The sequence below is a fragment of the Gordonia oleivorans genome (assembly GCF_040044975.1).
In the GTDB taxonomy this organism is placed as follows: domain Bacteria; phylum Actinomycetota; class Actinomycetes; order Mycobacteriales; family Mycobacteriaceae; genus Gordonia; species Gordonia oleivorans.
The window spans coordinates 339,918-363,492 of record NZ_JBDZDI010000002.1; the positions used below are offsets into that span (position 1 = coordinate 339,918).

Genomic DNA, 23,575 nt, shown 5'->3' on the forward strand with positions numbered 1-23,575 from the left:
TCGCCGGTGATCGGGTGGCGTGGACTAGCGTCGAGCAGGTGTTTGCCTGCGCGGTCTTCGTTCCGAGTGCACCTCTTCTCGTGCCCGAACTGACCGGACCGGATGCCGACGAGGCCGATGCGGTTCGCGACGCCACCCGGCACGCGTTCGCTGCCGCCGCACCGGCGGCCACCACCTGGGTGGCGATCGGAGCGGCCGATCGGCCGGGGTCATCCGACGGCGCCGGTCGTACCTGCGTCACCGATGTGCCCACCTCGGGAACGTTCGCGCGATTCGGGGTCGACGTCGGGGTGAGCCTCGATCCGTCCCGTGGTGCGCCCGCGGGTGCGCCGGCCCCGGCCGAGCCGATGCCACTGTCTGAGCCGATGCCACTGTCGATGCTGATCGCGGCCTGGTTGCGGGAACAGGCGGGCGTTGGCGCACTCACCCCGGTCGTCATCGATCCGGAGGCGAGCACCGCCGAGTGTGCCCGCATCGGCGGTGAGATCGCCGCGGCACTGGACTCGCGTGCCGAGCCGATCGGGTTGCTGGTGGTGGGCGACGGTGCCTTCGCGTTGACGCAGAAGTCGCCCGGCGGTGGCACCCGCGAGGAATCGGTACGCCTGCAGCACCGGATCGAAGCGGCGATCGCTGCCGGCGACCTCGACGCCCTTGCGGCACTGGACCCGGACGAGTGTGCCGCCGAGGGTGTCGGCGGGCGCGTCGCCTGGCAGACGGCGGCCGCAGCGGTGCGCGCATCGGCCCGGACCGACGATCCCGCGGGAGCACCCGCCCTGACGGCGTCGGTGGAGTACGCCGATGCGCCGTTCGGCGTCGGATATGTGGTGGCCCGATGGGAGAGGTGACGTCGTCCGGGGTGGTCCCGGTTGCCGTGGTCGGCCCGACGGCGGTCGGCAAATCCGATCTGGCCCTGGATCTCGCCGAGGAACTCGGCGGAGAGATCGTCAACATCGACGCGATGCAGCAGTACCACGGGATGGACATCGGGACGGCCAAACTGCCGCCCGAAGAACGTCGAGGTATCACCCACCATCAGATCGACGTGCTCGACGTCACCGAGGTCGCGACGGTGGCCCGCTACCAGGCCGCGGCGTCGCAGGATGTCGAGACCCTGCTGGCGGCCGGGCGTACCCCGGTCATCGTCGGCGGTTCGATGCTCTACATCCAGGGACTGCTCGACGACTGGAAGTTCCCGGCCACCGACCCGGAGGTGCGGGCCCGCTACGAGGCACTCCTCGCCGAGATCGGCGTCGGCGCGTTGCACCGCAGACTCGCCGAGGTCGACCCGGCCGCGGCGGCATCGATCCTCGACACCGACGGCCGCCGGATCGTGCGCGCACTCGAGGTGGTCGAACTCACCGGTGAACCGTTCGCCGCGTCGGCGCCGCAGATCGGCGAACCGCGCTGGGCGACCCGGATCCTCGCGCTGGACCGCGACACCGCCGATCTCGACGACCGGATCCGGGCGCGGACCGCGGCGATGTTCGCCGGTGGCCTCGTCGACGAGGTGCGCGCCCTGGCCGACTGCGGTCTGCGGGAGGGACGCACCGCTCGGCGGGCCATCGGGTACGCCCAGGTCCTCGACGCGCTCGACGGCGACGGTGACCTCGACCGCGCCGAGGAACTGACCGTCATCGGGACACGCCGCTATGTGCGTCGCCAGCGCTCCTGGTTCCGTCGTGATCACCGCATCGTGTGGCTCGATGCGGCCGCCGACGACCTCACCGCTCGGGCTCTGGCTACCCTGGACCGGTGACGATCAGCACCGCCCCGAGTGGGGACGACCTCGCCTTTGTGAAGGGGCACGGCACCCAGAACGACTTCGTCATCCTGACCGACCCGGCCGCCGAACTCGACCTCGACGACGATCTCGTCGCTGCGCTGTGCGATCGGCAACGCGGCGTGGGTGCCGACGGGTTGCTGCGCGTGGCCCGTGCCGGTGCGCTGGTGGCCGCCGGGGTCCTTCCGGAGGTGCCCGCCGGGGTCACCCCGGATGACTGGTTCATGGATTACCGCAACGCCGACGGCTCGATCGCCGAGATGTGCGGCAACGGGGTGCGGGTGTTCGCGCATCACGTCCGCGCCACCGGACTCGCCGACCGTGACGAGTTCACGGTCGGGTCGCGGGCCGGTGCCCGACCGGTGATCGTGCACTCCTTCGATCACGTGAATGCCGACGTGAGTGTGCAGATGGGGCCCGCACGACTCGGGGTGGAGACCACCGCACGGATCGGTGACGACCTGTACGTCGGCACGGCGGTCGACGTCGGCAATCCGCACCTGGCGTGCGTGGTGCCCGGACTCGACGTCGCCGGACTCGCGGCGGTCGACTTCGCCCGGGGCGTCACCTTCGACGCCGAGGTGTTCCCCGACGGCACGAATGTCGAGCTCCTGACCGTGCCCGAACCGACCGGGGCAGGTCTGCATGCCCATATGCGTGTCTTTGAACGTGGGGTGGGCGAAACACGCAGCTGCGGGACCGGGCTGGTGGCCGCCGCCGCGTCCGGTCTGGCGCACCTGCACCAGCAGACGGGTGAGATGACCATCGATGTGCCCGGCGGGCGGGTTCAGGTGCGCATCCTCGACGACGACGCATGGTTGCGGGGGCCGTCGCGGCTCGTCGCCGACGGCCGTCTCCGCGCCGGCTGGGCCCACTGAGGGTGCACATCGTCGGGGTGGGCGGCGAAATAATCGCGTGCACCGCGACGTTTCTCCGTGCAACCATGGAAGGCGTATGAGCGAATCAACCCACATTTTCCCACCCGTCCCGGCCGATGACGTGAATCCGGAGCGTGACGTCCGCGAGAGCGACGTTCGCGACAGTGATCATCGCGAGACCGCCGCGTCCGATCCGACCCTGGGTGAACTGCAACTCTCCGATCGTGCCTCGCTGCAACGCGTGGCCGGACTGTCCACCGAACTCGCCGACGTCACCGAGGTCGAGTACCGGCAGCTGCGCCTCGAACGCGTGGTGCTCGTCGGAGTGTGGACCCACGGCACCGCGGCGCAGGCACGGGCGGCGATGACCGAGCTGGCGGGGCTCGCCGAGACCGCCGGCTCGCAGGTCCTCGACGCCGTCATCCAACGCCGCAACGCCCCCGACCCCGGGACCTACATCGGCTCCGGCAAGGCCGACGAGCTGCGCGAGGTGGTGCTGGCCACCGGCGCCGACACGGTGATCTGCGACGGCGAACTGACCCCCGGTCAGCTGACCGCACTCGAGAAGGTCGTCAAGGTCAAGGTGATCGACCGGACCGCGCTGATCCTCGACATCTTCGCCCAGCACGCGACGTCGCGTGAGGGCAAGGCACAGGTGTCGCTGGCCCAGATGGAGTACATGCTCCCGCGCCTGCGTGGTTGGGGTGAGTCGATGTCCCGGCAGGCCGGTGGCCGCGCCGGCAGCAACGGCGGCGTGGGCCTGCGTGGTCCCGGTGAGACGAAGATCGAGACCGATCGGCGTCGCATCCGGGAACGAATGGCCAAGCTGCGCCGCGAGATTCGCGACATGAAGAAGGCCCGGCTGACCAAACGGGCGGCGCGGCAACGCAGTTCCGTCCCCAAGCTGACGGTCGCCGGTTACACCAATGCCGGTAAGTCCAGTCTCGTCAACGCGATGACGGGTTCGGGTGTGCTGGTGCAGGACGCACTGTTCGCGACCCTCGATCCCACCACGCGTCGCGCCACGCTCGACGACGGACGCGAGGTGGTGTTCACCGACACCGTCGGTTTCGTCCGCCATCTGCCGACGCAACTGGTGGAGGCCTTCCGCTCGACCCTCGAGGAGGTCGTCGACGCGGACCTGGTGCTGCACGTGGTCGACGGTGCCGACGAGTTCCCCGCCGAACAGATCGCCGCGGTCCGTCAGGTGATCAACGAGGTGGTGGCCGACGAGGACGTCGCCGCACCGCCGGAGTTGTTGGTGATCAACAAGATCGACTCGATCGACGCGACGCGGATGGCCGAACTCCGGGCCATGGCACCGGATGCGGTGTTCGTCTCGGCGCGCACCGGCGAGGGATTGCCGGAATTGTTCGACCGGGTCCGGGAGTTCGTCGGACGCACCGACGTCGAGCTGACCCTCGCCGTCCCGTTCACCCGTGGTGAGGTGCTCTCCCGCATCCACCGCGAGGGTGAGGTGCTCTCCACCGAACACGACGAGCACGGATCGATTGTGCGAGTACGGGTTCCGCCGGCCATGGCCGGTGAGCTCGCCGACCTGGTGTTGGCGACGGCGCACTGAGCCGCCGATCCGGCTCCACCGGGCACGACCAGACGAGACGGCCGGTCACCCGCACGGGTGACCGGCCGTCTCGTTGTCCGAGATCGTCGGGGATGGCGCCTACTCGGCGTCGAGATCCTTGGCGACGAGTTGGGCGATGTGCTCGAGTGCGCCCGCGTCGTCGGAGGACACGATGACATTCGTGCCCTTCTCGGCGCCGAGGGTCATGATCATCAGGGCCGAACCGGCGTCGACCGGTTCGCCGCCCTCGACGGCGAGGGTGATCGGGACGCCGGCATCGGCGGCGGCCTCGGCGATGATGGTCGCGGGTCGGGCGTGCAGTCCGACGGCGGAGCCGACGGTGACAGTGGTGCTGGGCATGGTGACTACTCCTTTGGAGGGTGACGGCTTCAACGGCAGGTGATGGTGAGGTGATTGTGCCCCGTGATCACCGTGGCGGGCGGGATTTCGCCGACGCCCGCCGCGGTGATCCGCCTCGTCAGGCGGCGACGGCCTCGCGCTCCACGGCGGCGACCTCGTCGTGGCCGTGGCCGCGTCCCCACTGCTTGGCGGCGATGACGCAGACCGCCGAGAGGACGGTGCCCGCGGCCAAGGCGACCAGGAAGAGCAGCCAGTGGTTCATCGTGAAGAACACGAAGATGCCGCCGTGCGGGGCGCGCTGGGTGACGCCGAAGGCCATGATCAGCGCGCCGGACAGCGCACCGCCGGCCATCATCGAGGGGATGACGCGGAACGGATCGGTGGCCGCGAACGGGATGGCGCCCTCGGAGATGAACGATGCACCGAGCAGCCAGGCGGCCTTGCCGTTCTCGCGTTCGGGTTCTGTGAACAGGCCCGGGCGCAGGACGGTGGCCAGTGCCAGGGCGAGCGGCGGGACCATTCCGGCGCACATGACCGCGGCCATGATCTCCAACTGTGCGGTTCCGGCGATGGCCAGACCGGCGGTGGCGAAGAGGTACGCCGCCTTGTTGACCGGGCCGCCGAGGTCGAAGCACATCATCAGGCCCAGGACGATGCCGAGTGCGATCTTCGAACCGCCGGACATGCTGTTGAGGCCGTTGGTCATCTCGGTGGTCACCCAGGCGAGGGGCTTGCCGAGCAACATGTAGAGCACGACGCCGATGAACAAGCTGCCCAGCAGCGGGATGATCACGACCGGCATCAGACCACGTGCCCACTGCGGCAACGGGAGTCGGGAGATCCACAGGCAGACGACGCCGGCGATCAGACCGCCGACCAGGCCGCCGATGAAGCTCGCACCGACCGCCACGGACACCAGTCCGGCCACGAATCCGGGTGCGATGCCGGGTCGGTCGGCGATGGCGAACGATATGTAACCGGCCAGGACGGGCACCAGCATGCTCATGGCGAGTCCGCCGATCGCGAACAACACCGCGCCGATGTACTGTCCGAGTCCGCCGGCGGGCAGATCCCACAGGCTGTTGTGCAACGCGATGAACTGTCCGTCGTTGAGGGCGCCGGTCTCGTCGAGGGTCTTGTTGGCGATCTGGTATCCGCCGAGGAACGGCAGGAACGCCAGGGCGATGAGCAGGCCGCCGGCGGCGACGAACGGGATCATGTAGCTGACGCCGGTCATCAGCGCCTGCTGGGTGCGCTTGCCCAGGCCGAGGGTCTCTCCGCCGGCGGCGTCGGCCGGGGCGTCGTTGCCGTCACCGTCGCGGACCACCGCGGCCTTGGGATTGCGGGCGGCGGCCATGGCCTCGGCGATCATCGTGTCGGGCTCGTTGATGGCGCGTTTGACGCCCGAGGCGATCACCGGCTTGCCGTGGAATCGGCTCTTGCCCTTGACTCCCACGTCGGTGGCGAAGATGACCGCGTCGGCGCCGGCGATGACGTCCGGGGTGAACGGTGTCGTTCCCGACGAACCCTGCGGTTCGACGTGGAAGTCGACCCCGGCGCGTTCGGCGGCGTACTTGAGGGCATCGGCGGCCATGTAGGTGTGCGCGATCCCGGTGGGGCAGGCGGTGATCGCCACGATCGAGAGCTTCTTCTCGGCGGTGGCGGGGGCGGCGACGGCCGCGGTGGTCGCTGCGGCGGCGGCGGGTGCGGCGGCCTTGGTGGTCGAGACGGTGGTCTTCTCGGTGGCGGCGGCCGTGTCGGGCTTCTTCGCCGGCGGATTGATCGCCTCGTCGACCAGGGTGACGACCTCGTCGTCGGTCTTCGCCGCCCGCAGGGAGGCCACGAAGTCGGGGCGGACCAGCGCGCGGGCGAGCGAGCTGAGCAGTTTCATGTGTTCGGCGGCGCCGCCTTCGGGCGCGGCGATGAGGAACACCAGGTCGGCGGGGCCGTCCGGCGCGCCGAAATCGACCTTCTTGGACAGCCGTGCCATGCCGAGGCTGGCCTCGGTGACCGAGGCCGCCCGGGCGTGGGGGATGGCGATGCCGCCCGGTAGGCCGGTGGCCGACTTGGCCTCGCGGGCCAGGGCGCCTCGTGCGAGGTCGGCGGCGTCGCTGGTGCGTCCGGCGGCGGCGAGGTTCTCGGCGAGGTGGTTGATCACCGCCGACGGGTCGTCGCCCGCGTCGATGTCGAGGTTCACCGTCGCTGCGGTGATGATCTGCTCGGACATGAATCTTCCTTTACTGCTAGGTGTTTCGGGAGTGTCGGATGTGGGTGGGGGAGATCGGGGAGGTCGGGGAGGTCGGGGTCATGTGGCGGGGGCGGCTCCGGCGAGGTCGGTGATCGCGACATGATCGGGGTCGAGGTGATCGGGTCGGGGTGGTTGGGTGCCGGCCAGTGCGGCGGCGGCGGCCCCGTAGGCGACGGCGCTGCGGAGACGCTCCGGTTCGCCGGCGCCGCGCGCCTCGGCGATGAGGTAGCCGGCCAGCGAGGAATCGCCGGCACCGACGGTGCTGCGCGGGACGATCGGGGGAGGCGTGGCGAACCAGCTGCCCGAGGTGGTGGTCAGCACGGCGCCCGCGGCGCCCAGGGTCGTCAGCACCGCGCCGCCGGTGTGCCCGGCGAGTTCGGCCGAGGCCGCGATGATCGGATCCAGGTCGCCGGCGGCGGCGGCCCGGCGCAGCACCGTCGGGTCGGCGCCGCAGACCTCGGCGAGTTCGGTCTCGTTGGGCTTGATCAGGTCGACGCGGCCGGTGACCGCGGCGCGCAGGGGTTCCCCGGAGGTGTCGATGGCGACCCGGCAACCACGCGCGATGAGCTGATCGGCCAGCTCCCGATACCAGGAGTCCTCGACTCCGGGGGGAAGCGATCCGCACAACGCCACCCAGCCGGCGCCGGCGGCGTGCGCCAGCACCAGATCGGTCAGGGCGGCGCGGCGGCGATCGTCGAGCGGTTGGCCGGAGGCGTTGATCTTGGTGGTGGTGCCGTCGGCCTCGGCGATGGTGATGTTGGAGCGGACCTCGCCGTCGACGGCGACGGTCTCGTGGCGCAGACCGACGGCGTCGAGTGCGCTCAGCAGTGGGTCGCCGGCGCGGGCGGGCAGGACGGCGATGGTGTCGATGCCCGCCTCGGCGACGACGCGGGAGACGTTGACGCCCTTGCCGCCCGGTTCGGCGCGCACGGCCACCGCGCGTTGCACCTCACCGCGCTCGAGCGGCGCGGCGATCTCCAACGTGCGATCCAGGCTTGGATTGGCTGTGACGGTGAGGATCATGCGATCACGACCTCGATGCCGCGGGCCGAGAGGGCGGCGGCGTAGGAGGGATCGACACCGGCGTCGGTGATGAGGACGTCGACATCGTCGAGCGAGGCGAAGGACGAGAAGTCCTCGCGGTTCATCTTGGAGGAGTCCGCCAGGACGACGACGCGCTGGGCCGAGGCCACCAGTGCCGCCTTGACGGCCGCCTCCTCGGGGTCGGGGGTCGACAAGCCCATGTCCTCGCTGATGCCGTTGGTCCCGATGAACGCCACGGAGGTGCGGAAGGTGGCAAGGCGGGCCACGGTCTCGGCGCCCACCGCGGCCTGGGTGAGGCCGCGCACACGCCCGCCGACGAGATGCAGGGTGGCGTTCGGGTGACTCGCCAGCACCGTCGCGATCGGCAGGCTGCTGGTCACCATGTGCAGGCGGCGATCTGCCGGGATGGCGACGGCCGCCTGATAGGTGGTCGTCCCGGCGTCGAGGGACACCGACCCGCCGTCGGCCGGAAGGAAGGCGATCGCGGCCCGCCCGATGGCGGCCTTCTGGATGGTGTGGCTGGTCTCGCGCTCGGAGATGTCCTGCTCGTCGATGAGCTGCACCAGTTCGGGACGGACGGCGCCGCCATGGACACGCTGCAGGTGTCCGGAGCGCTCCAGGGTTGCCAGGTCGCGACGCACTGTCTCGCTGGTGACATCGAATCGCTCGGCGAGCGAGCTGACCGATGCGCGGCCATGCGAGCGAACCAGTTCGGCGATCGCCTGCTGTCTTTCTTCGGCGTACACGTTGCTCCGATCGGAGAGGACGGATGACGGGATGTCTGTGTCCATGTGGGTTTGGGCAAAACTTGATGTGGTTTTGGGTGGAACTCAATGTTGATATATCTGTGTTTACGCCTGTTTGTGTTGACAAGTCAAGGATTTCTTGTAACTTCGATCACAAGAGATGTTCGGCGGGCAGATTTTTCACAGATCGGGCCGCCGGGAGAGCGATCTCGCGACAGCACAGACCAGATCGGCCGACGACGGCCGAAACGAACCTCGAACGAAGGGCAGCGCAGTGAACGATCAGCAGGCTCAGGAACTGCGTGGGACCCCCGTGGTCGGCGGGAAGGCCTACGGGCCGGTGGTTCGCCCCGGCGAGCGCGTCGCCCCGGTGCATGACACCGCGACGATCCCGGAGGACGCGCGGGAGGCGGAGCAGTCCCGCTTCGTCGACGCGGCCGGGCTGGTGGCCGCCCGGCTGCGCGAACGTGCCTCACATGCCTCCGGTGCGGCCGCCGAGGTTCTCATCGCCACCGCCGGCCTCGCCGAGGACCGCGGCTGGATCGGTGCGGCGGGCAAGCTGATCTCCTCCGGGTCGTCGGCCGCATCGGCCGCGACCGCGGCGACCGACCAGTTCGCCGCGCTCTTCACCAAACTCGGCGGTCTGATGGCCGAACGCGTCACCGATCTCAACGATGTCCGCGATCGGGTCGTGGCCGAGTTGCTCGGACAACCCGAACCGGGTGTGCCGGTGCCCACCGAGCCGTCGGTGCTCTGCGCCGACGATCTGGCGCCGGCCGACACCGCCGGCCTCGATCCCAAACTGGTCACCGCGCTGGTGACCCGACTCGGCGGGCCGACCAGTCACACCGCGATCATCGCCCGGCAGCTGGGCATCCCGTGCATCGTCGCGGTCGCCGACCTCGACGAGGTACCCGCCGGAACCCTGGTGCTCGTCGACGGCACCGCCGGAACCGTTGTGCTGGAACCGGATCCGGAGCAGGCGCAGGCGGCCGTCGACGAGAGCCGGCGCGAGGCGGAACTCGTCGCGGGCTGGTCGGGGCCGGGGCACACCGCCGACGGTCACGAGGCGGCCATCCTGGCCAACGTCGCCGACGGTGTCTCCGCGCGCGCCGCCACCGCCTATCCGGTCGAGGGAGTGGGCCTGTTCCGGACCGAACTGGCCTTCCTCGACAGCGCCGAGGCACCCACGGTGGCCGAGCAGACCGAGCTCTACCGCGAGGTGCTCGAGGCGTTCGGGGGCAAGAAGGTCGTCGTGCGGACGCTCGACGCGGGTTCGGACAAGCCGTTGAAATTCGTCGACCACGGCACCGAGGCCAACCCCGCTCTGGGGGTCCGGGGTAATCGGATCACCGCTCGGCATCCGGAGATCCGCGCCGGGCAACTCGACGCCATCGCGGCGGCCGCCCGGGAGACCGGCAGCACTCCATGGGTGATGGCACCGATGATCGCCTCGGCCGACGAGGCCGCGGAGTTCGCGGCACAGGTCCGCGGGCGTGGTCTGGTCGCCGGGGTGATGGTCGAGATCCCGTCCGCCGCGATCCTCGCGTCGTCGATCCTCGCCGAGGTCGACTTCGTGTCGATCGGAACCAACGATCTGACGCAGTACACGATGGCCGCCGACCGCATGTCGGCCGATCTGGCCGAACTCACCGATCCGTGGCAGCCCGCGGTGCTCGCGCTCATCTCGATGGTGGCCGAGGCCGGGAAACGTACGGGTAAACCGGTCGGCGTCTGCGGTGAGGCCGCCGCCGACCCGCTGCTGGCCTGCGTACTCGTCGGACTCGGCGTCACCTCGCTGTCGAGTGCTCCGGCGGCGTCGGCGGCGGTCGGTGCCAAACTCGGCGGCGTCACACTCGATGCGTGCCGTGCCGCGGCGAGTGCTGCCCTCGCGACCGCCTCCCCGGCGGCCGCACGTGAGGCCGCCACCGCGGCGCTCGCCGGCTGAATTTCGGCGAGCGCCGCACCGGGCGGGCCCGGAGCCGGATCAGATCCGGCGCATCACCGTGACGACCTTGCCCAGGATGGCGGCGTCGTCGCCGGGGATGGGTTCGAAATGCTCGTTGTGCGGCATCAGCCACACGTGACCGTCCTTGCGCTTGAAGGTCTTCACGGTCGCCTCGCCGTCGATCATCGCGGCGACGATGTCACCGTTGTCGGCCACGTTCTGCTGCCGGACGACGACCCAGTCGCCGTCACAGATCGCGGCGTCGATCATCGACTCGCCGACCACCTTCAGCAGGAACAGTGAACCCTCGCCGACGAGTTCACGCGGCAGCGGGAAGACGTCCTCGACGGCCTCCTCGGCGAGGATCGGTCCACCGGCCGCGATGCGCCCGAGAACCGGGACGAAGGTCGGGGCGGGCAGATTCGACGCGACCGCGGTGTCGTCCGGTGGGGTGTGCTCGCCGTCCTGCACGTTGACCGCGCGTGGGCGGTTGTGGTCGCGCTTGAGCAGTCCCTTGCGTTCCAGTGTCCGCAGCTGATGGGCGACCGACGACGTCGAGGCCAGCCCGACGGCGTCGCCGATCTCGCGGATGCTCGGCGGATAGCCGCGCTCGCGCACCGACTTGCGGATCACATCGAGCACGCCCCGCTGACGCGGCGTGAGCGAGGCCTCCGCGGCCGCCGCGTCGAACGGGACCTCCGGCTCGTCGGCGGCGGCCGATCCGCGGCCGCGCTTGGTCGACGACGTCGACGTCGTCGAACGTCGGTTCTTCTCACTCATCGGGTGTTCGATCCTTTCGGTCGGAAACTCTGTTGTGGTCGGACGGTGTTGTCGGTGGTCCGGTGCGGTCGGTTGTCCCGTGCAGTCGGTGGTCCGGTGCGGCCGGGGTTTGTCCGCGGGTCTGCGCTGCTGGTCAACGGCCAGGTTAGTCCAGGTCACCGACAACTTCAAACATTTGTTCGACGTGTTGCGAGAAATTGTCGGAGGTGCGTGATAGAACTTCGAACATCAGTTCCTCGAACGAGTGATCGAGATCGGAGACTCTCATGCAGAACACCTTGGTTCGCAGTGAAACCGCAGGTCAGGCGCGTCGGGCGACGGTTCGGCGCACCCCGTCCGGTGCCCGTTTCGGTGCCGCTCCCGATGCCCGGGGTGCGGCGCGAGACGATGTCACGCCCCGGCGCGGCGCGATCGTGCATGCCGGACGGCCGGTGCCGGCTCGCCGCGCCACCCCGGCGGCGCGGCACCGGCACCTCCACCGCCCGGCCGACAATCGTCCGGTCGACCGGCCCCGGGTCGCGATCCCCAGGCGCCCGGCCGGGACGCCGTGCGCCGCGCCCGCGTCGCAGTCCCGTCGGGCGGGCCGTCGCGGTGCCGCGGTGGCCCTGCTGACCGGGGTGGCGCTGGCGATGCTGGTGTGGCTGATCGGTGTCGCCGGCAGCGATTACCAGGAATCCACCGCCCCCACGCCGGTGGCCACGCAGGTGGTGCACGTCCGGGCGGGGGAGTCGCTGAACTCCGTCGCCGCGCGCGTCGCGCCCGAGATGCCGCGGCAGGCGGTCATCGACGAGATCGTCGAGCTCAACGACATGGGTGGCAGCGCCCTGCGTGTCGGTCAGGCGCTGCTGACGCCCGCATATCGCTGAGCGGTGAGGCGCTATTCTCGATGCATGCGCTGCCCGTTCTGCAGGAATGATGACACCAAGGTCATCGACTCCCGAGTCGCCGACGAGGGACAGGCGATCCGTCGTCGCCGTTCGTGCAGCGCCTGTGGCCGACGATTCTCCACCGTGGAGACCGCCGTGCTGGCGGTGGTTAAGCGCAACGGCGTCACCGAACCGTTCAGTCGGGAGAAGGTGATGCGCGGGGTGCGCCGCGCCTGCCAGGGACGGCACGTCCACGAGGACGATCTGGCCCAGTTGGCGCAGCAGGTCGAAGAGACGGTGCGCGCCTCGGGCGTCGCGGAGATCCCCAGCAACGAGGTCGGTCTCGCCATTCTCAAACCGTTGCGTGACCTCGACGAGGTCGCCTATCTCCGGTTCGCGTCGGTGTACCGGTCGTTCGATTCCCTCGAGGACTTCCAACGCGAGATCGACGATCTGCAGGGCAATCTCACGCGGCGCAACGGCACGGATGCGCCCGATGCCCTCTCAGCCGAGTCGATCCAGGGTTCGTAGCGCACGCTTCTCCGAGATCGGATATCGGGTGCCCAGCCGCTGGGCGAACAGACCCACCCGCAGTTCCTCGACCATCCAATGCGCCTGTTCGTTGACGAGATCGCGACGGGCCTCGGGTACCTCGGCGAGTCGCTGATTCCACCGCCCGGTGACCCGGTCGAGCGTGCCCATGGCCGCCCGGTCCCGGTCCGCCGATCCCGGAAGGTGTTCCAGCCGTTCGCGTGCGGCCGCCAGATATCTCGGGAGTTCGGCCAGGTGCTCACGCGGGGTGGCCAGCACGAAGCCGTCGAAGATCAGGTTGGCCAGTTGCTCGGCGACGTCGTCGGCGGCGACCTGACCGGAATGCTCATCGATCGCCTGACGCAGCGGCGCGACCATCCGGAGTGCGTTGACGGCCGAGGCGAGATACTCCGGTGCGGCCGAACGTACGCGCGGACCGAGTGCGGCGGCCAGCGCATCGAACTGCTGCGGTGACCGCACCCGGGCCGCCGCGTCGACGTCGACGAGGTCCCGGATGGCCCGCCTGGTGCAGTCGGCGAAGAACTCGCTGGAATCCCGGTAGGGGTTCTGGCTCAACGCGAGTCGCCCGGCGGGGTCGAGGCCCGACGATGCCTTCGACGAGAGCCCGGTGATGGTGTGGTCGAGCAGCGCGATGACACCGACGACCCGCATCCGGTTGGCCTCGTCCTCGGTGGCGGCGGTGGCCCGCGCGACGCCCACGGATCGGCCGGGATCCCCGACGGCACGCAACGTGGGATGGCGGGTGATGTGTTGGCCCGCGACGTCGGCGGTCTCGGTGGCCGCCAGGGTGCCGAGCCCGTCGGCGGTCCAGGTGGTGTACACCGCGGCCGGGGGTGTCGGTCGACGGTCCGCTCCGTCGGCGGTGAGATCTGTGAACGACTTGCTGCGCCTGCGGATCTCGCCCGAATCGTCGATGACGGCGAAGGTGATCCGCAGGTGGGCGGGCAGGCGGTCGACGGCGAAGTCCGCCGGTGTCACGGTGTGCCGGGTGATCGTCGACAACTCGCGGGCCAGCCCACGGACCAGTGGTTCGGAGCGCGGCGTCAGCCGGGACAGGGCCAGATCGGCGAAGCGCTGTGCCGGGGCCATTGTCTTGCGAAGCTGTTTGGGCAGGGTCTTGACGAGTTCGGTGGCCAGTTCCGATCGCATTCCCGGTACCAGCCAATCGAATCCGGCGTTGCGGACGTGGGGGAGCAGGGCCTGCGGAATGACGACGGTGACCCCGTCGTCGGGTGCGCCCGGCTCGAATCGGTAGCGCAGTTCCAGGCGGGTGTCGCCCTGCTGCCATGCCCCCGGATAGTCGGTGTCGGCGACGGCGACGTCGGCGGCCACATCGGCGGGGGTCAGATCCAGCAGGGTCGGGTCGGTGCGCCGCGCCGACTTCCACCACGTGTCGAAATGCCGCGCCGAGGTCACCTCGGCGGGGATGCGCTTGTCGTAGAACTCGTAGAGCTGCTCCTCGGAGATCACCACGTCGCGACGCCGGGCGCGGTGCTCGACGTCGGCGGCCTCGGTCAGCAACTGCCGATTCTGTTCGAAGAAACGATGATTCGTCCGCCAGTCGCCCTCGACGAGGGCATGGCGGATGAACAGGTCGCGCGACACCTCGGGGTCGATCGGGCCGTAGTTGACGCGTCGGCGCGCCACCAGCGTCACGCCGTAGAGGGTGACGCGCTCATAGGCCATCGCGGCGCCGCGCGTGGAGGACCAGTGCGGTTCGCTGTGGGTGCGTTTCACCAGATCGCCGGCGAGCTTCTCCGCCCACAACGGGTCGACCCCGGCCACCGTGTGCGCGAACAGCCGGGACGTCTCGATGATCTCGGCGGCCATCAGGAAGGCCGGCGGTTTCCTGGACACCGACGACCCGGGGAAGATCATCAGCGTGGTGTTGCGGGCACCGGTGTACTCGCGGCCCTCGGCGGCCCGGACCGCGATGTTGCCGAGCAGGCCGGCGAGGATGGCGCGATGGATCGCGTCGGCATTCGGTTCGGTCTCGGGGATCTGCCAGTCGAGGTCGATGACGATTCCGCGCAACTGGCGGTGCAGGTCCTGCCATTCGCGGATGCGCAGGTAGTGCAGGAACTCGCGTTCGCAGGTGCGTCGGAACTGATTGGCCGACAACTCCTTACGTTTCTCCTGCACATATCGCCACAGCTGCGTATAGCTCAGGAAGTCCGAACCGGGGACGGCGAAACGCCGATGACTGGTGTCGGCGGCCTCCCGGTGTTCGGCCGGGCGTTCCCGGACGTCGGGAATCGACAGGGCGGCCGCGATCACCAGCACGTGGTCGAGGCAGCCCTCGTCGCGGGCGGCCACCAGCATCCGGGCGATCCGCGGATCGACCGGGATGCGGGCCATCGTGGCGCCGACCTTCGTCAGGCGCACCTCGCCCTTGTCGCGGCCGCCGGCGTCCGGTCCGCTGCCGCGTCCGGAGCCCTTGCCCGGCACCGTGATCGCTCCCAGTTCCGACAGCACGCCGACGCCGTCGCGGACCGCCCGGGAATCCGGCGGCTGCACGAAGGGGAAGTCCTCGATGTCGCCGAGACGCAGGGACGTCATCTGCAGGATGACCGACGCGAGATTGGTGCGCAGGATCTCCGGGTCGGTGAAGGCGGGCCGCGCATCGAAGTCGGATTCGGAGTACAGCCGGATGCAGATACCCGGGGCCACACGTCCACATCGACCGGCGCGCTGGCGGGCACTGGCCTGCGACACCGGTTCCACCGGCAGCCGCAGGACCTTGGTGCGGGTGGAGTAGCGGGAGATCCGCGCGGTGCCCGAGTCGATCACGTACCGGATTCCGGGAACGGTCAGCGACGTCTCGGCGACGTTGGTGGACAACACGATTCGTCGTCCGTCCGACGGCGTGAACACGCGCTGCTGATCGGCGATGGACAGCCGGGCGAACAGCGGGACGACCTCGGCGCCCGCGGCGATGCGGCGCGACAACGACGCCGCCGCCTCCCGGATGTCGCGTTCGGTGGGCAGGAACACCAGGATGTCGCCGCGACCGGCGGTGCCCCACAGTTCGTCGATGGCGGCGTCGACGCCCTGGAACAGATCGAGGTCGGCGTGCTCGCCGCCACCGCGTTCGTCGCCGGCATCCGGGTCCTCACGCAGGGTCAGTGGCCGGTAACGCACCTCGACGGGATAGGTCCGACCCGACACCTCGATCACCGGCACCGGTGTGCCGGAGTCGGTGGTGAAATGCCGGGCGAATCGGCCCGGTTCGATGGTGGCCGAGGTGATGATCACCTTCAGATCGGGACGGCGCGGCAGCAGCCGTCGCAGGTACCCGAGGATGAAGTCGATGTTCAGCGACCGCTCGTGGGCCTCGTCGACGATGATCGTGTCGTAGTGGCGCAGCATCGGGTCGGTGGAGATCTCCCGGAGCAGGATGCCGTCGGTCATCACCTTGACGAGCGTGTCGGCGCCGGAGCGATCGGAGAAGCGCACCGAGTAGCCGATGGCCTCACCGATCCGTGTTCCGGTCTCCTCGGCGATCCGCCGGGCCACCGAACTCGCCGCGATGCGGCGGGGCTGGGTGTGGCCGATCGCGCCACGCACACCGCGGCCGAGTTCGAGGCAGATCTTCGGTAGCTGGGTGGTCTTGCCCGACCCGGTCTCACCGGCGATCACCACCACCTGATGCTCGGAGATTGCCGCAGCGATCTCGTCGCGGGCCGCCGAGACCGGCAGATCCTCGGGGAATTCCAGGACGGGGACGGCGGCGCGGCGGGCGGCGACCCGTCGTTCGGCACCGGCGAGGGATTTCTCCAGTCCGGCGAGTCGGTCCGCGGAGGGTTGCGGCCCGAGCTTGTCGAGGCGCCGCCGAAGCGCATGGGCATCGGCGATGCCGACGGCACGAATCCGCTCGAGGAGATCGCGGCGATCCGGTGGTGTCATGATCCCTCCAGGATATGGGCTGCCGCCGGGGTGCGATCCGGCCCCCGATCACCGGGTCGGCACACCCGCCCGGCATCATGGAGGTCATGGCTGGTTCGTTGTGGCATGGGTTCGCCGACATGGGTGCGGTGACCGCGAAGGGTCCGTTCGTCGTCGCCCGAGGTGAGGGCGCCCGCATCTGGGACGTCGACGGCAACGAGTACCTCGATGCCACCGCCGGGCTGTGGTTCACCAACGTCGGCCACGGACGCACCGAGATCGCCGACGCGGTGGCCGCACAGCTCGGGCGGCTCGCGCATTACTCCGGCTTCGGTGATCTGACCGCCGACGTCACCGATGCCCTCGCCGACCGGCTGGCGCAGATCGCGCCGGTGCCCGGTAGCAAGATCTTTTTCACCTCCGGTGGTAGTGACTCGGTGGACACCGCGGCCAAACTGGCACGCCGGTACTGGAACGAGGTCGGTAAGCCGGAGAAGACCCTGCTCGTCGGGCGCACCAAGGCCTACCACGGCATGCACGTCGCCGGAACGTCGTTGGCCGGCATCCCGGTCAATCACGACGGCTACGGTCAGCTCATGCCCGACGCCGAGTCGGTGGACTGGGATGACGCGAAAAGCCTTCTGGGACTGATCGAACGGGTCGGTGCCGACAAGGTGGCCGCCTTCTTCTGCGAACCGATCATCGGGGCCGGCGGCGTGTACCTGCCGCCGGCGGGATACCTCACCGAGGTCCGTCAGATCTGCCGGGACCACGACATCCTGTTCGTGGCCGACGAGGTGGTCACCGGCTTCGGCCGCATCGGCGGCGGCAGTTGGTTCGCCTCATCGCGTTTCGACCTTCAACCCGACATGATGACCACCGCGAAGGGACTCACCTCCGGGTATGTGCCGATGGGTGCGGTGTTCATCGCACCGCGCGTCGCCGAGCCGTTCTTCGCCGGCGGTGTCTGGTGGCGGCACGGCTACACCTACGGCGGTCACGCCGGTGCGGCGGCCGCGGCCATGGCCAACCTCGACATCATCGAGCGCGAGGGTCTGATCGGCGAGGCGGCACGCCTCGAAGGTGATCTGGCCACTCATTTCGCCCCGCTTGCCGAACTCGACGCGGTCACCGAGGTGCGCACCGGGCTCGGCGCGGTGACGGCGGTGCAGCTCACCGACGCACCGACCGCGATGGCCGCGGTCGGTACGCTGCGCCGGCACGGCGTCAGTGGCCGGGCCGCAGGCCAAGGGGCACTGCAGATCTCGCCGTCGTTCGTGATGACCACCGAGCAGGTGGCCGACATGGCCGAACGGTTCCGGGCCGCACTGACCGACTGAGCGCGCCCGTCACCCGATTCCCGCCGGCACGACGACAACCGGCACGACGACAACCGGCACGACGACAACCGGCACGACGACAACCGGCACGACGACGACGGCCCGGTCACCTCACGGTGACCGGGCCGTTCGTCATGACCGGATGATCAGGCGTTCGCCAGCACCTCGGTGGTCGAGATGGCCTGGGCCACACCGGAGACGGTGGCGGCAACCTTGACGGCCTCCCAGACCTGCTCCTTGGTCAGTCCGGCGTCGCGGACGACCTTGGCGTGGGCCGCGGTGCAGTCGTGGCAGCCGTTGATGGTCGAGACGGCCAGGCTCCACAGCTCGAAGTCGGCCTTGTCGACCCCCGGGTTGCCGATGATGTTCATCCGCAGACCCATCCGCACCTGGGCGTAGTCGTCGCCGAGGAAGCTCTTGGCCCGGTAGGCGACGTTGTTCATGCCCATGATCGAGGCGGCGCCGAGGGCGGCGTTGTAGGCCTCGGCCGACAGTGTGTCACCGGCCTCCTCGGCGATCTCGGTGAGCACCTTGGCATTTCGGCTCGCGGCGGCGGCGGCGAGGAAGGTTCCCCACAACTGCTGCTCGTTCAGCTCGGTGGTGCGCGCCAGTGACGACAGGTTGAGCTTGAGGTCCTTGGCGTACTCGGGAAGGGCTTCCTTCAGATTGTCGATGCTCATCTCAGTCCTTCTCAGACGCTCGCGGTCAGCAGTTCGCCGGCGTCGATCGTCGGATCGCCCTTGCGCCAGTTGCAGGCGCACAGTTCGTCGGACTGCAGGGCGTCGAGGACACGCAGCACCTCGTCGACGTTGCGGCCGACCGAGCCCGCGGTGACCGACACGAACTGGATCTCGTTGTTCGGGTCGACGATGAAGGTGGCGCGATCGGCCACCCCGTCGGCGTTGAGAACGCCTGCGGCCGAGACGAGTTCGCGCTTGAGGTCGCTGAGCATCGGGAAGGGGAGGGTCTTGAGGTCCTCGTGCTGGGCACGCCACTGGAAGTGGACGAACTCGTTGTCCACCGAGGCGCCGAGAACCTGGGCGTCGCGATCGGCGAACTCCTCGTTCAGCTTTCCGAACGCGGCGATCTCGGTCGGGCACACGAAGGTGAAGTCCTTGGGCCAGAAGAAGATGATCCGCCACTTGCCGGGATGGTCATCGCTGGAGATCTGGGTGAAGTAGTCGTCGGGTTGCTGGGCGTCGACCTTCGACAGGTCGCCTCCGATGACAGCGGTCAGGTTGTAGGCGGGGAACTGGTCCCCGATTGTCAGCAGAGCCATGGCGTGTGACGCTCCCTTTCGTCTCGCGTGACAGCGTCGTCGGCGCATGCGACGACGACGTGTCGTAGTGGTTACCCCTCAATTCTGCGCCGAAACCGCCGAAAGTGAAACGTGATGATTAGCACTATACTGATAGGTATGGCTGATAAAACTTATCAACCCTCGCTGGCCGGCCTGAGGGCCTTCGTGGCGTTGGCACGGACACATCACTTCGGTTCTGCCGCAGCAGAACTCGGAGTCAGTCAGCCATCGCTGTCGCAGGCGCTGGCGGGTCTGGAGAACGGGTTGGGGCGCAAACTCATCGAACGCACCACGCGGCGTGTCTTCTTGACACCGGAGGGGCGCACGTTGCTCGACCGGGCGATCGCGGTGACCGATGCGGCAGACGAGTTCCTGGCCGCCGCGGCGGGTGCCGACGACCCGTTGGTGGGCACCCTTCGGCTCGGGCTGATTCCGACCGTCGCCCCCTACATCCTGCCCACCGTGCTGCGCGGATTGCCGGAACAACTGCCGGACCTCGGGCTGCGGGTGGTGGAGGATCAGACCGCGCGGCTGCTCGCCGCGCTGCGCGACGGCTCACTGGACGTGGCGATCCTCGCGTTGCCCGCCGACGCGCCCGGCATCGCCGAGATCCCGATGTACGACGAGGATTTCGTCCTCGCCCTGCCGTCCGGGCACCCGCTGGCCGGCCGCAAGCGCGTCGACCCGAGCACCCTGGCCGAACTCCCGCTGCTGCTGCTCGACGAGGGGCATTGCCTGCGTGATCAGGCCCTCGAGGTGTGCCGGCTCGCCGGGGTATCGCCCGACCTCGGACAGACCCGTGCGGCATCGCTTGCGACCGCGGTGCAGTGTGTCGAGGGCGGGCTCGGCGTCACTCTGATCCCGGACACGGCGGTCGAATCCGAAACCGCCGGAGGAGAATTGGCGACCGCACGATTCAGCGTGCCGCGACCGGGGCGGCGCGTCGGGCTGGTCTACCGCGAGTCCTCGGGGCGCGACGAGGCCTATCGTCGGCTCGCCGGGGTCATTGCCGACCTGATCGGTGCGGGTGGCTCGGTGCGCGTCGTCGCGAGCGGCGTCCCGGTCTGAGCGAGGTGCGCGTAAACGACCGTGCCGCGTCTCATCGCCCGGTGACCGCGGCGAGTTCCTCCCACTCGTCGAGCAGGCTGGAATCGACCTCGCGGACCATGGCACCCACCCGATCGGTGATGTCCTCGATCTCGTCGGTGGCAACCGCCAACGGAAGGCCTTGTCGCAGAACGCGATAGCAGTCGGAGAGATACCGCAGCACGATGCCCTCGCTGCGGGCGAGTCCGTAGGCCGAGATCAACTCGGTGAAGGTCATCGCCCGTTCGAGCATCTCCCGCAGCACGGATTTGGGTTTCGGCGGAAACCCGGACACCCACGGATGCCCGCGACGGTAGACGTCGAAGGCATAGGCGATCTCCTCGGCCAGCGGACGGGGCCAGGTGATCTCCTCGAGGCGCGCCATCCGTTCCTCGTACTCGACGCCGTCGGCCTTCATCTCCGCGATCGCCGCATCCCGCGCCACCTTGCGCTGCGCCAGCAGCACCGGGCGCGGATCCTCCAGCGTGCATTCGAGAACGGAGACCACATCGAGGGCATACGTCGACGATTGCGGGTCGAGGAGTTCGAAGGCGGCGAGCGCGAACGCCGACAGGGGATTGGTGAGGGCGAAGTTCTCCGGCATGTCGACGCTGAGCGAGACATGTCGGCCCTCGTCGTCGGGTTCGTCGAGTTGCACCACGATGCCGGCGTTGCGCAGGTCCCGGTACAGCGCGATGGTGTGCCGGATGTGACGCAACTGCCGATCCCGCGGCTCGTGATTGCCCTCCAACAGATGTCGCGTCGCGGCGAAGCAGTCACCCGGCCGGCCGAGCACCTCGAGCAGCATCGCGGTGGTCATCTGGAAATGCGAGCGCAGCGGCTCGTCGGGCGCCTGCGCCAACTGCAGGAAGGTCTTCTCACCCCACGACACGAACCCCTCGGGCGGTTTCTTGCGGACGATCTTGCGCAGCTTCTTCGGATCGTCGCCCGCCTTGGCGACCGCGCGTGCGTTGTCGACGTCGTGTTCGGGTGCCTGGGCGACGACGTAGCCGATGGTGTCGAAGCCCGCGCGCCCGGCGCGCCCGGCGATCTGATGGAACTCGCGGGCCCGCAGCCGTCGCACCCGGGTGCCGTCGTACTTGCTCAGCCCGGCGAACAGCACGGTGCGGATGGGCACGTTGATCCCCACGCCGAGGGTGTCGGTGCCGGCGACCACCTTGAGCAGACCACGCTGGGCGAGACGTTCCACCAGCCGGCGGTACCGCGGCAGCATCCCGGCGTGATGCACGCCGATCCCGGCGCGCAGCAGTTTCGAGAGGGTGTTGCCGAATCCGGTGGCGAACCGGAAGTCGCCGATCGCCTCGGCGATCACCGCCTTCTCGGCCTTGTCGCAGATCCGGGCCGACAAGAGCGCCTGAGCCCGCTCCACGGCGGCGGCCTGGGTGAAGTGCACGACGTAGATCGGGGCCCGGCCGCGGTCGATGAGATCCTCGATCGTCTCGTGGATCGGGGTCATCGCGTAGTCGTACTCCAGCGGGACCGGCCGCTGCGTGCCGGTGATCGCGGCGGTGTCACGGCCGGTGCGCTCACGCAGGTCGTCGACGAAGAAGCCGACGTCGCCCAGCGTGGCCGACATCAGCAGGAACTGGGTGTGCGGCAACTCGATCAGCGGCACCTGCCAGGCCCAGCCGCGGTCACGCTCACCGTAGAAGTGGAACTCGTCGGCGACGAGCACGCCGATGTCGCTGTCGGCGCCGTCCCGCAACGCCAGATTGGCGACGATCTCGGCCGTCGCGCAGATGATCGGGGCGTCGGCGTTCACGGCGGCGTCGCCGGTGAGCAAACCCACCGACTCGGCGCCGAACTGCTCGCACAGATCGAAGAACTTCTCGCTGACCAGCGCCTTGATCGGCGCCGTGTAGAACGCCCGGCGTCCCTGACAGCGGGCGAAATACACCGCGCCGGAGGCGACCAACGACTTGCCCGAGCCGGTCGGCGTGGCCAGGATGACGTTGCTGCCGGCGAGCAACTCCAGCAGCGATTCCTCCTGGTGGGGATAGAACTCGATCCCACGGTCGGACCACCACCGGGTGAAGTGTTCGAGGGCGGCGTCCTCGTCGGCGGTCGGGGTGAGTGGGATGGTCGCCGAGCTCAGATCGGGAATGATCGACCGCCCGGGTCGCCGTCGGAGTCCTCACCGGCGTCATCGGTGCCGGCGCCGAACCCCGGCTGCTCGTCGGAGCCGTCCGGCGCGTGCAGATCGGCCAGGAACCGCTCGAGCTCTGCACCCAGCTCATCACCGCTGGGCAGGGATTCCTCGGTGGCCAACAGCGAGGCGCGTTCGGTCTGTGCCTGCGCGAACGCGTCGTACTGCTGCTCGAGCGCGGTCACGACGGACTCGATCTCGGTGTTCCCCGAGACCTCGTTGTCGACCTGCTCGCGTACCTTCTCGGCGGCCGAATCCAGTGCTGCGACCGGCAATTCGAGCCCGGTGAGCGACGACACCGTCTGCAGCAACCGGGCCGCGGCGGCGGGATAGTCGGTCTGCGACAGGTAGTGCGGCACGTGCACCGACAGCCCCGTCGCGCGTCGGCCGGCCTGGCCGAGGCGCAGTTCCAGCAACATCGAGGCGCTCGCCGGAAGTTTCATCGCCGAACCCCACCGGGGCAGATCGCCGAGCAGGTCGGGATCGCTGCCATGCGCGGTGAGCGACGGCGGCCGGGTGTGCGGCACGGCCATCGGAATGGCGTTGAGACCGATCACATCGGTCACACCGAAATGGTCGGCGAGCCTGCGCACCGCCTCGACGAACTTCTCCCAGCGCAGATCGGGCTCGGATCCCGACAGCAGCAGGAACGGGCGGTCCTCGGCGTCGCGGATCGCGTGCAACGTCAGCGTCGGCATGGCCACATCGGTGAAGGTCTCACCGCTGAAGTCGATGGTGGGGCGACGCGAGCGATAGTCGATCAGCTCGTCGGTGTCGAAGGTGGCGACCAGATCGGAGCCGAACGCATCGCGCAGATGCGTCGCGGCCAGCGCGACGGCGTGGCCGGCGTCGGCGAAACCGTCCAGCGCGTGGATCAGGACCGGGCCGGTCTCGGCGCCGTCCCGTTGGACGGCGGGCGTGGGGAAGGCGAGCTCGTACAGGGGCCGGTCGTCGGCGGAGTGCTCGTCCATGTCGTCCCTCCTGTCGTTCTCGTGCCGGTCGTTGTTGTGCCG

19 protein-coding genes are annotated in these 23,575 nt (G+C 69.3%); 9 read left to right on the forward strand and 10 right to left on the reverse strand.

The window, feature by feature from the left end; genetic code table 11:
- Window positions 1-14: 14 nt before the first annotated feature.
- From ABLE92_RS04980 to hflX, 4 genes are all read left to right on the forward strand, one after another.
- Window positions 15-845 carry a class III extradiol ring-cleavage dioxygenase family protein gene (locus ABLE92_RS04980; RefSeq protein ID WP_348803554.1) on the forward strand — a complete coding sequence of 277 codons (831 nt, stop codon included), beginning with the start codon at window positions 15-17 and terminating at the stop codon, window positions 843-845.
- On the forward strand, window positions 833-1,756 hold the full coding sequence (gene miaA / locus ABLE92_RS04985) for a tRNA (adenosine(37)-N6)-dimethylallyltransferase MiaA (RefSeq protein ID WP_348803555.1): 924 nt from the start codon (window positions 833-835) through the stop codon (window positions 1,754-1,756). Before ABLE92_RS04980 ends, miaA begins: the two co-directional genes overlap by 13 nt.
- Window positions 1,753-2,658, forward strand: a complete 906-nt coding sequence (dapF, locus tag ABLE92_RS04990; protein WP_348803556.1) for a diaminopimelate epimerase — start codon at window positions 1,753-1,755, stop codon at window positions 2,656-2,658. Before miaA ends, dapF begins: the two co-directional genes overlap by 4 nt.
- A gap of 76 nt (window positions 2,659-2,734) precedes the next feature.
- On the forward strand, window positions 2,735-4,240 hold the full coding sequence (gene hflX / locus ABLE92_RS04995; RefSeq protein WP_348803557.1) for a GTPase HflX: 1,506 nt from the start codon (window positions 2,735-2,737) through the stop codon (window positions 4,238-4,240).
- A gap of 99 nt (window positions 4,241-4,339) precedes the next feature.
- Here the strand turns inward: hflX and ABLE92_RS05000 are convergent, their stop codons facing one another.
- The 4 genes from ABLE92_RS05000 to ABLE92_RS05015 all read right to left on the reverse strand — a co-directional run bounded on the left by ABLE92_RS05000 (window position 4,340) and on the right by ABLE92_RS05015 (window position 8,638).
- The gene (locus ABLE92_RS05000) at window positions 4,340-4,600 is read right to left on the reverse strand and encodes an HPr family phosphocarrier protein (RefSeq protein ID WP_348803558.1); all 261 of its coding nucleotides are present in this window, start codon (window positions 4,598-4,600) and stop codon (window positions 4,340-4,342) included.
- Window positions 4,601-4,718: 118 nt separating this feature from the next.
- Complete coding sequence (locus ABLE92_RS05005; RefSeq protein WP_348803559.1) at window positions 4,719-6,827, reverse strand: PTS fructose transporter subunit IIABC; 2,109 nt, start codon at window positions 6,825-6,827, stop codon at window positions 4,719-4,721.
- 78 nt (window positions 6,828-6,905) lie between these two features.
- Window positions 6,906-7,871, reverse strand: a complete 966-nt coding sequence (locus tag ABLE92_RS05010) for a 1-phosphofructokinase family hexose kinase (protein WP_348803560.1) — start codon at window positions 7,869-7,871, stop codon at window positions 6,906-6,908.
- The gene (locus ABLE92_RS05015) at window positions 7,868-8,638 is read right to left on the reverse strand and encodes a DeoR/GlpR family DNA-binding transcription regulator (protein WP_348803917.1); all 771 of its coding nucleotides are present in this window, start codon (window positions 8,636-8,638) and stop codon (window positions 7,868-7,870) included. The genes ABLE92_RS05010 and ABLE92_RS05015 overlap by 4 nt, the downstream gene beginning before the upstream one ends.
- A gap of 160 nt (window positions 8,639-8,798) precedes the next feature.
- On the opposite strand from ABLE92_RS05015, the gene ptsP reads away from it, so the two are divergent.
- The gene (gene ptsP, locus ABLE92_RS05020; RefSeq protein WP_425476139.1) at window positions 8,799-10,586 is read left to right on the forward strand and encodes a phosphoenolpyruvate--protein phosphotransferase; all 1,788 of its coding nucleotides are present in this window, start codon (window positions 8,799-8,801) and stop codon (window positions 10,584-10,586) included.
- A 39-nt stretch (window positions 10,587-10,625) separates the two neighbouring features.
- On the opposite strand, the gene lexA is transcribed toward ptsP, so the two are convergent.
- Window positions 10,626-11,366: a transcriptional repressor LexA gene (lexA, locus tag ABLE92_RS05025; protein ID WP_348803563.1), complete on the reverse strand. Its 741-nt coding sequence runs from the start codon at window positions 11,364-11,366 to the stop codon at window positions 10,626-10,628.
- Window positions 11,367-11,632: 266 nt separating this feature from the next.
- Here lexA and ABLE92_RS05030 point away from each other — a divergent pair, with 266 nt between their 5' ends.
- Together ABLE92_RS05030 and nrdR are read left to right on the forward strand one after the other, a co-directional pair.
- Window positions 11,633-12,232: a LysM peptidoglycan-binding domain-containing protein gene (locus tag ABLE92_RS05030; protein WP_348803564.1), complete on the forward strand. Its 600-nt coding sequence runs from the start codon at window positions 11,633-11,635 to the stop codon at window positions 12,230-12,232.
- 24 nt (window positions 12,233-12,256) lie between these two features.
- On the forward strand, window positions 12,257-12,763 hold the full coding sequence (gene nrdR, locus ABLE92_RS05035) for a transcriptional regulator NrdR (protein ID WP_348803565.1): 507 nt from the start codon (window positions 12,257-12,259) through the stop codon (window positions 12,761-12,763).
- On the opposite strand, the gene hrpA is transcribed toward nrdR, so the two are convergent.
- Complete coding sequence (hrpA, locus tag ABLE92_RS05040; RefSeq protein WP_348803566.1) at window positions 12,737-16,690, reverse strand: ATP-dependent RNA helicase HrpA; 3,954 nt, start codon at window positions 16,688-16,690, stop codon at window positions 12,737-12,739. The two genes, nrdR and hrpA, sit on opposite strands and share 27 nt — an antisense overlap.
- A gap of 86 nt (window positions 16,691-16,776) precedes the next feature.
- Here hrpA and ABLE92_RS05045 point away from each other — a divergent pair, with 86 nt between their 5' ends.
- Complete coding sequence (locus ABLE92_RS05045) at window positions 16,777-18,009, forward strand: aminotransferase family protein (protein WP_348803567.1); 1,233 nt, start codon at window positions 16,777-16,779, stop codon at window positions 18,007-18,009.
- Window positions 18,010-18,155: 146 nt separating this feature from the next.
- Here the strand turns inward: ABLE92_RS05045 and ahpD are convergent, their stop codons facing one another.
- Together ahpD and ABLE92_RS05055 are read right to left on the reverse strand one after the other, a co-directional pair.
- The gene (gene ahpD / locus ABLE92_RS05050; protein ID WP_348803568.1) at window positions 18,156-18,689 is read right to left on the reverse strand and encodes an alkylhydroperoxidase, AhpD family; all 534 of its coding nucleotides are present in this window, start codon (window positions 18,687-18,689) and stop codon (window positions 18,156-18,158) included.
- An 11-nt stretch (window positions 18,690-18,700) separates the two neighbouring features.
- Window positions 18,701-19,288, reverse strand: a complete 588-nt coding sequence (locus tag ABLE92_RS05055) for a peroxiredoxin (protein WP_348803569.1) — start codon at window positions 19,286-19,288, stop codon at window positions 18,701-18,703.
- 138 nt (window positions 19,289-19,426) lie between these two features.
- Between ABLE92_RS05055 and ABLE92_RS05060 the strand changes: the two genes are divergently transcribed.
- On the forward strand, window positions 19,427-20,377 hold the full coding sequence (locus ABLE92_RS05060; RefSeq protein ID WP_348803570.1) for a hydrogen peroxide-inducible genes activator: 951 nt from the start codon (window positions 19,427-19,429) through the stop codon (window positions 20,375-20,377).
- 31 nt (window positions 20,378-20,408) lie between these two features.
- Here ABLE92_RS05060 and ABLE92_RS05065 read toward each other — a convergent pair whose 3' ends face one another.
- Both ABLE92_RS05065 and ABLE92_RS05070 read right to left on the reverse strand, forming a co-directional pair.
- A complete protein-coding gene (locus ABLE92_RS05065; RefSeq protein WP_348803918.1) occupies window positions 20,409-22,511 on the reverse strand; it encodes a DEAD/DEAH box helicase in 2,103 nt (700 codons plus the stop codon).
- A complete protein-coding gene (locus ABLE92_RS05070) occupies window positions 22,508-23,533 on the reverse strand; it encodes a proteasome assembly chaperone family protein (RefSeq protein ID WP_348803571.1) in 1,026 nt (341 codons plus the stop codon). Before ABLE92_RS05070 ends, ABLE92_RS05065 begins: the two co-directional genes overlap by 4 nt.
- Window positions 23,534-23,575: the final 42 nt, after the last annotated feature.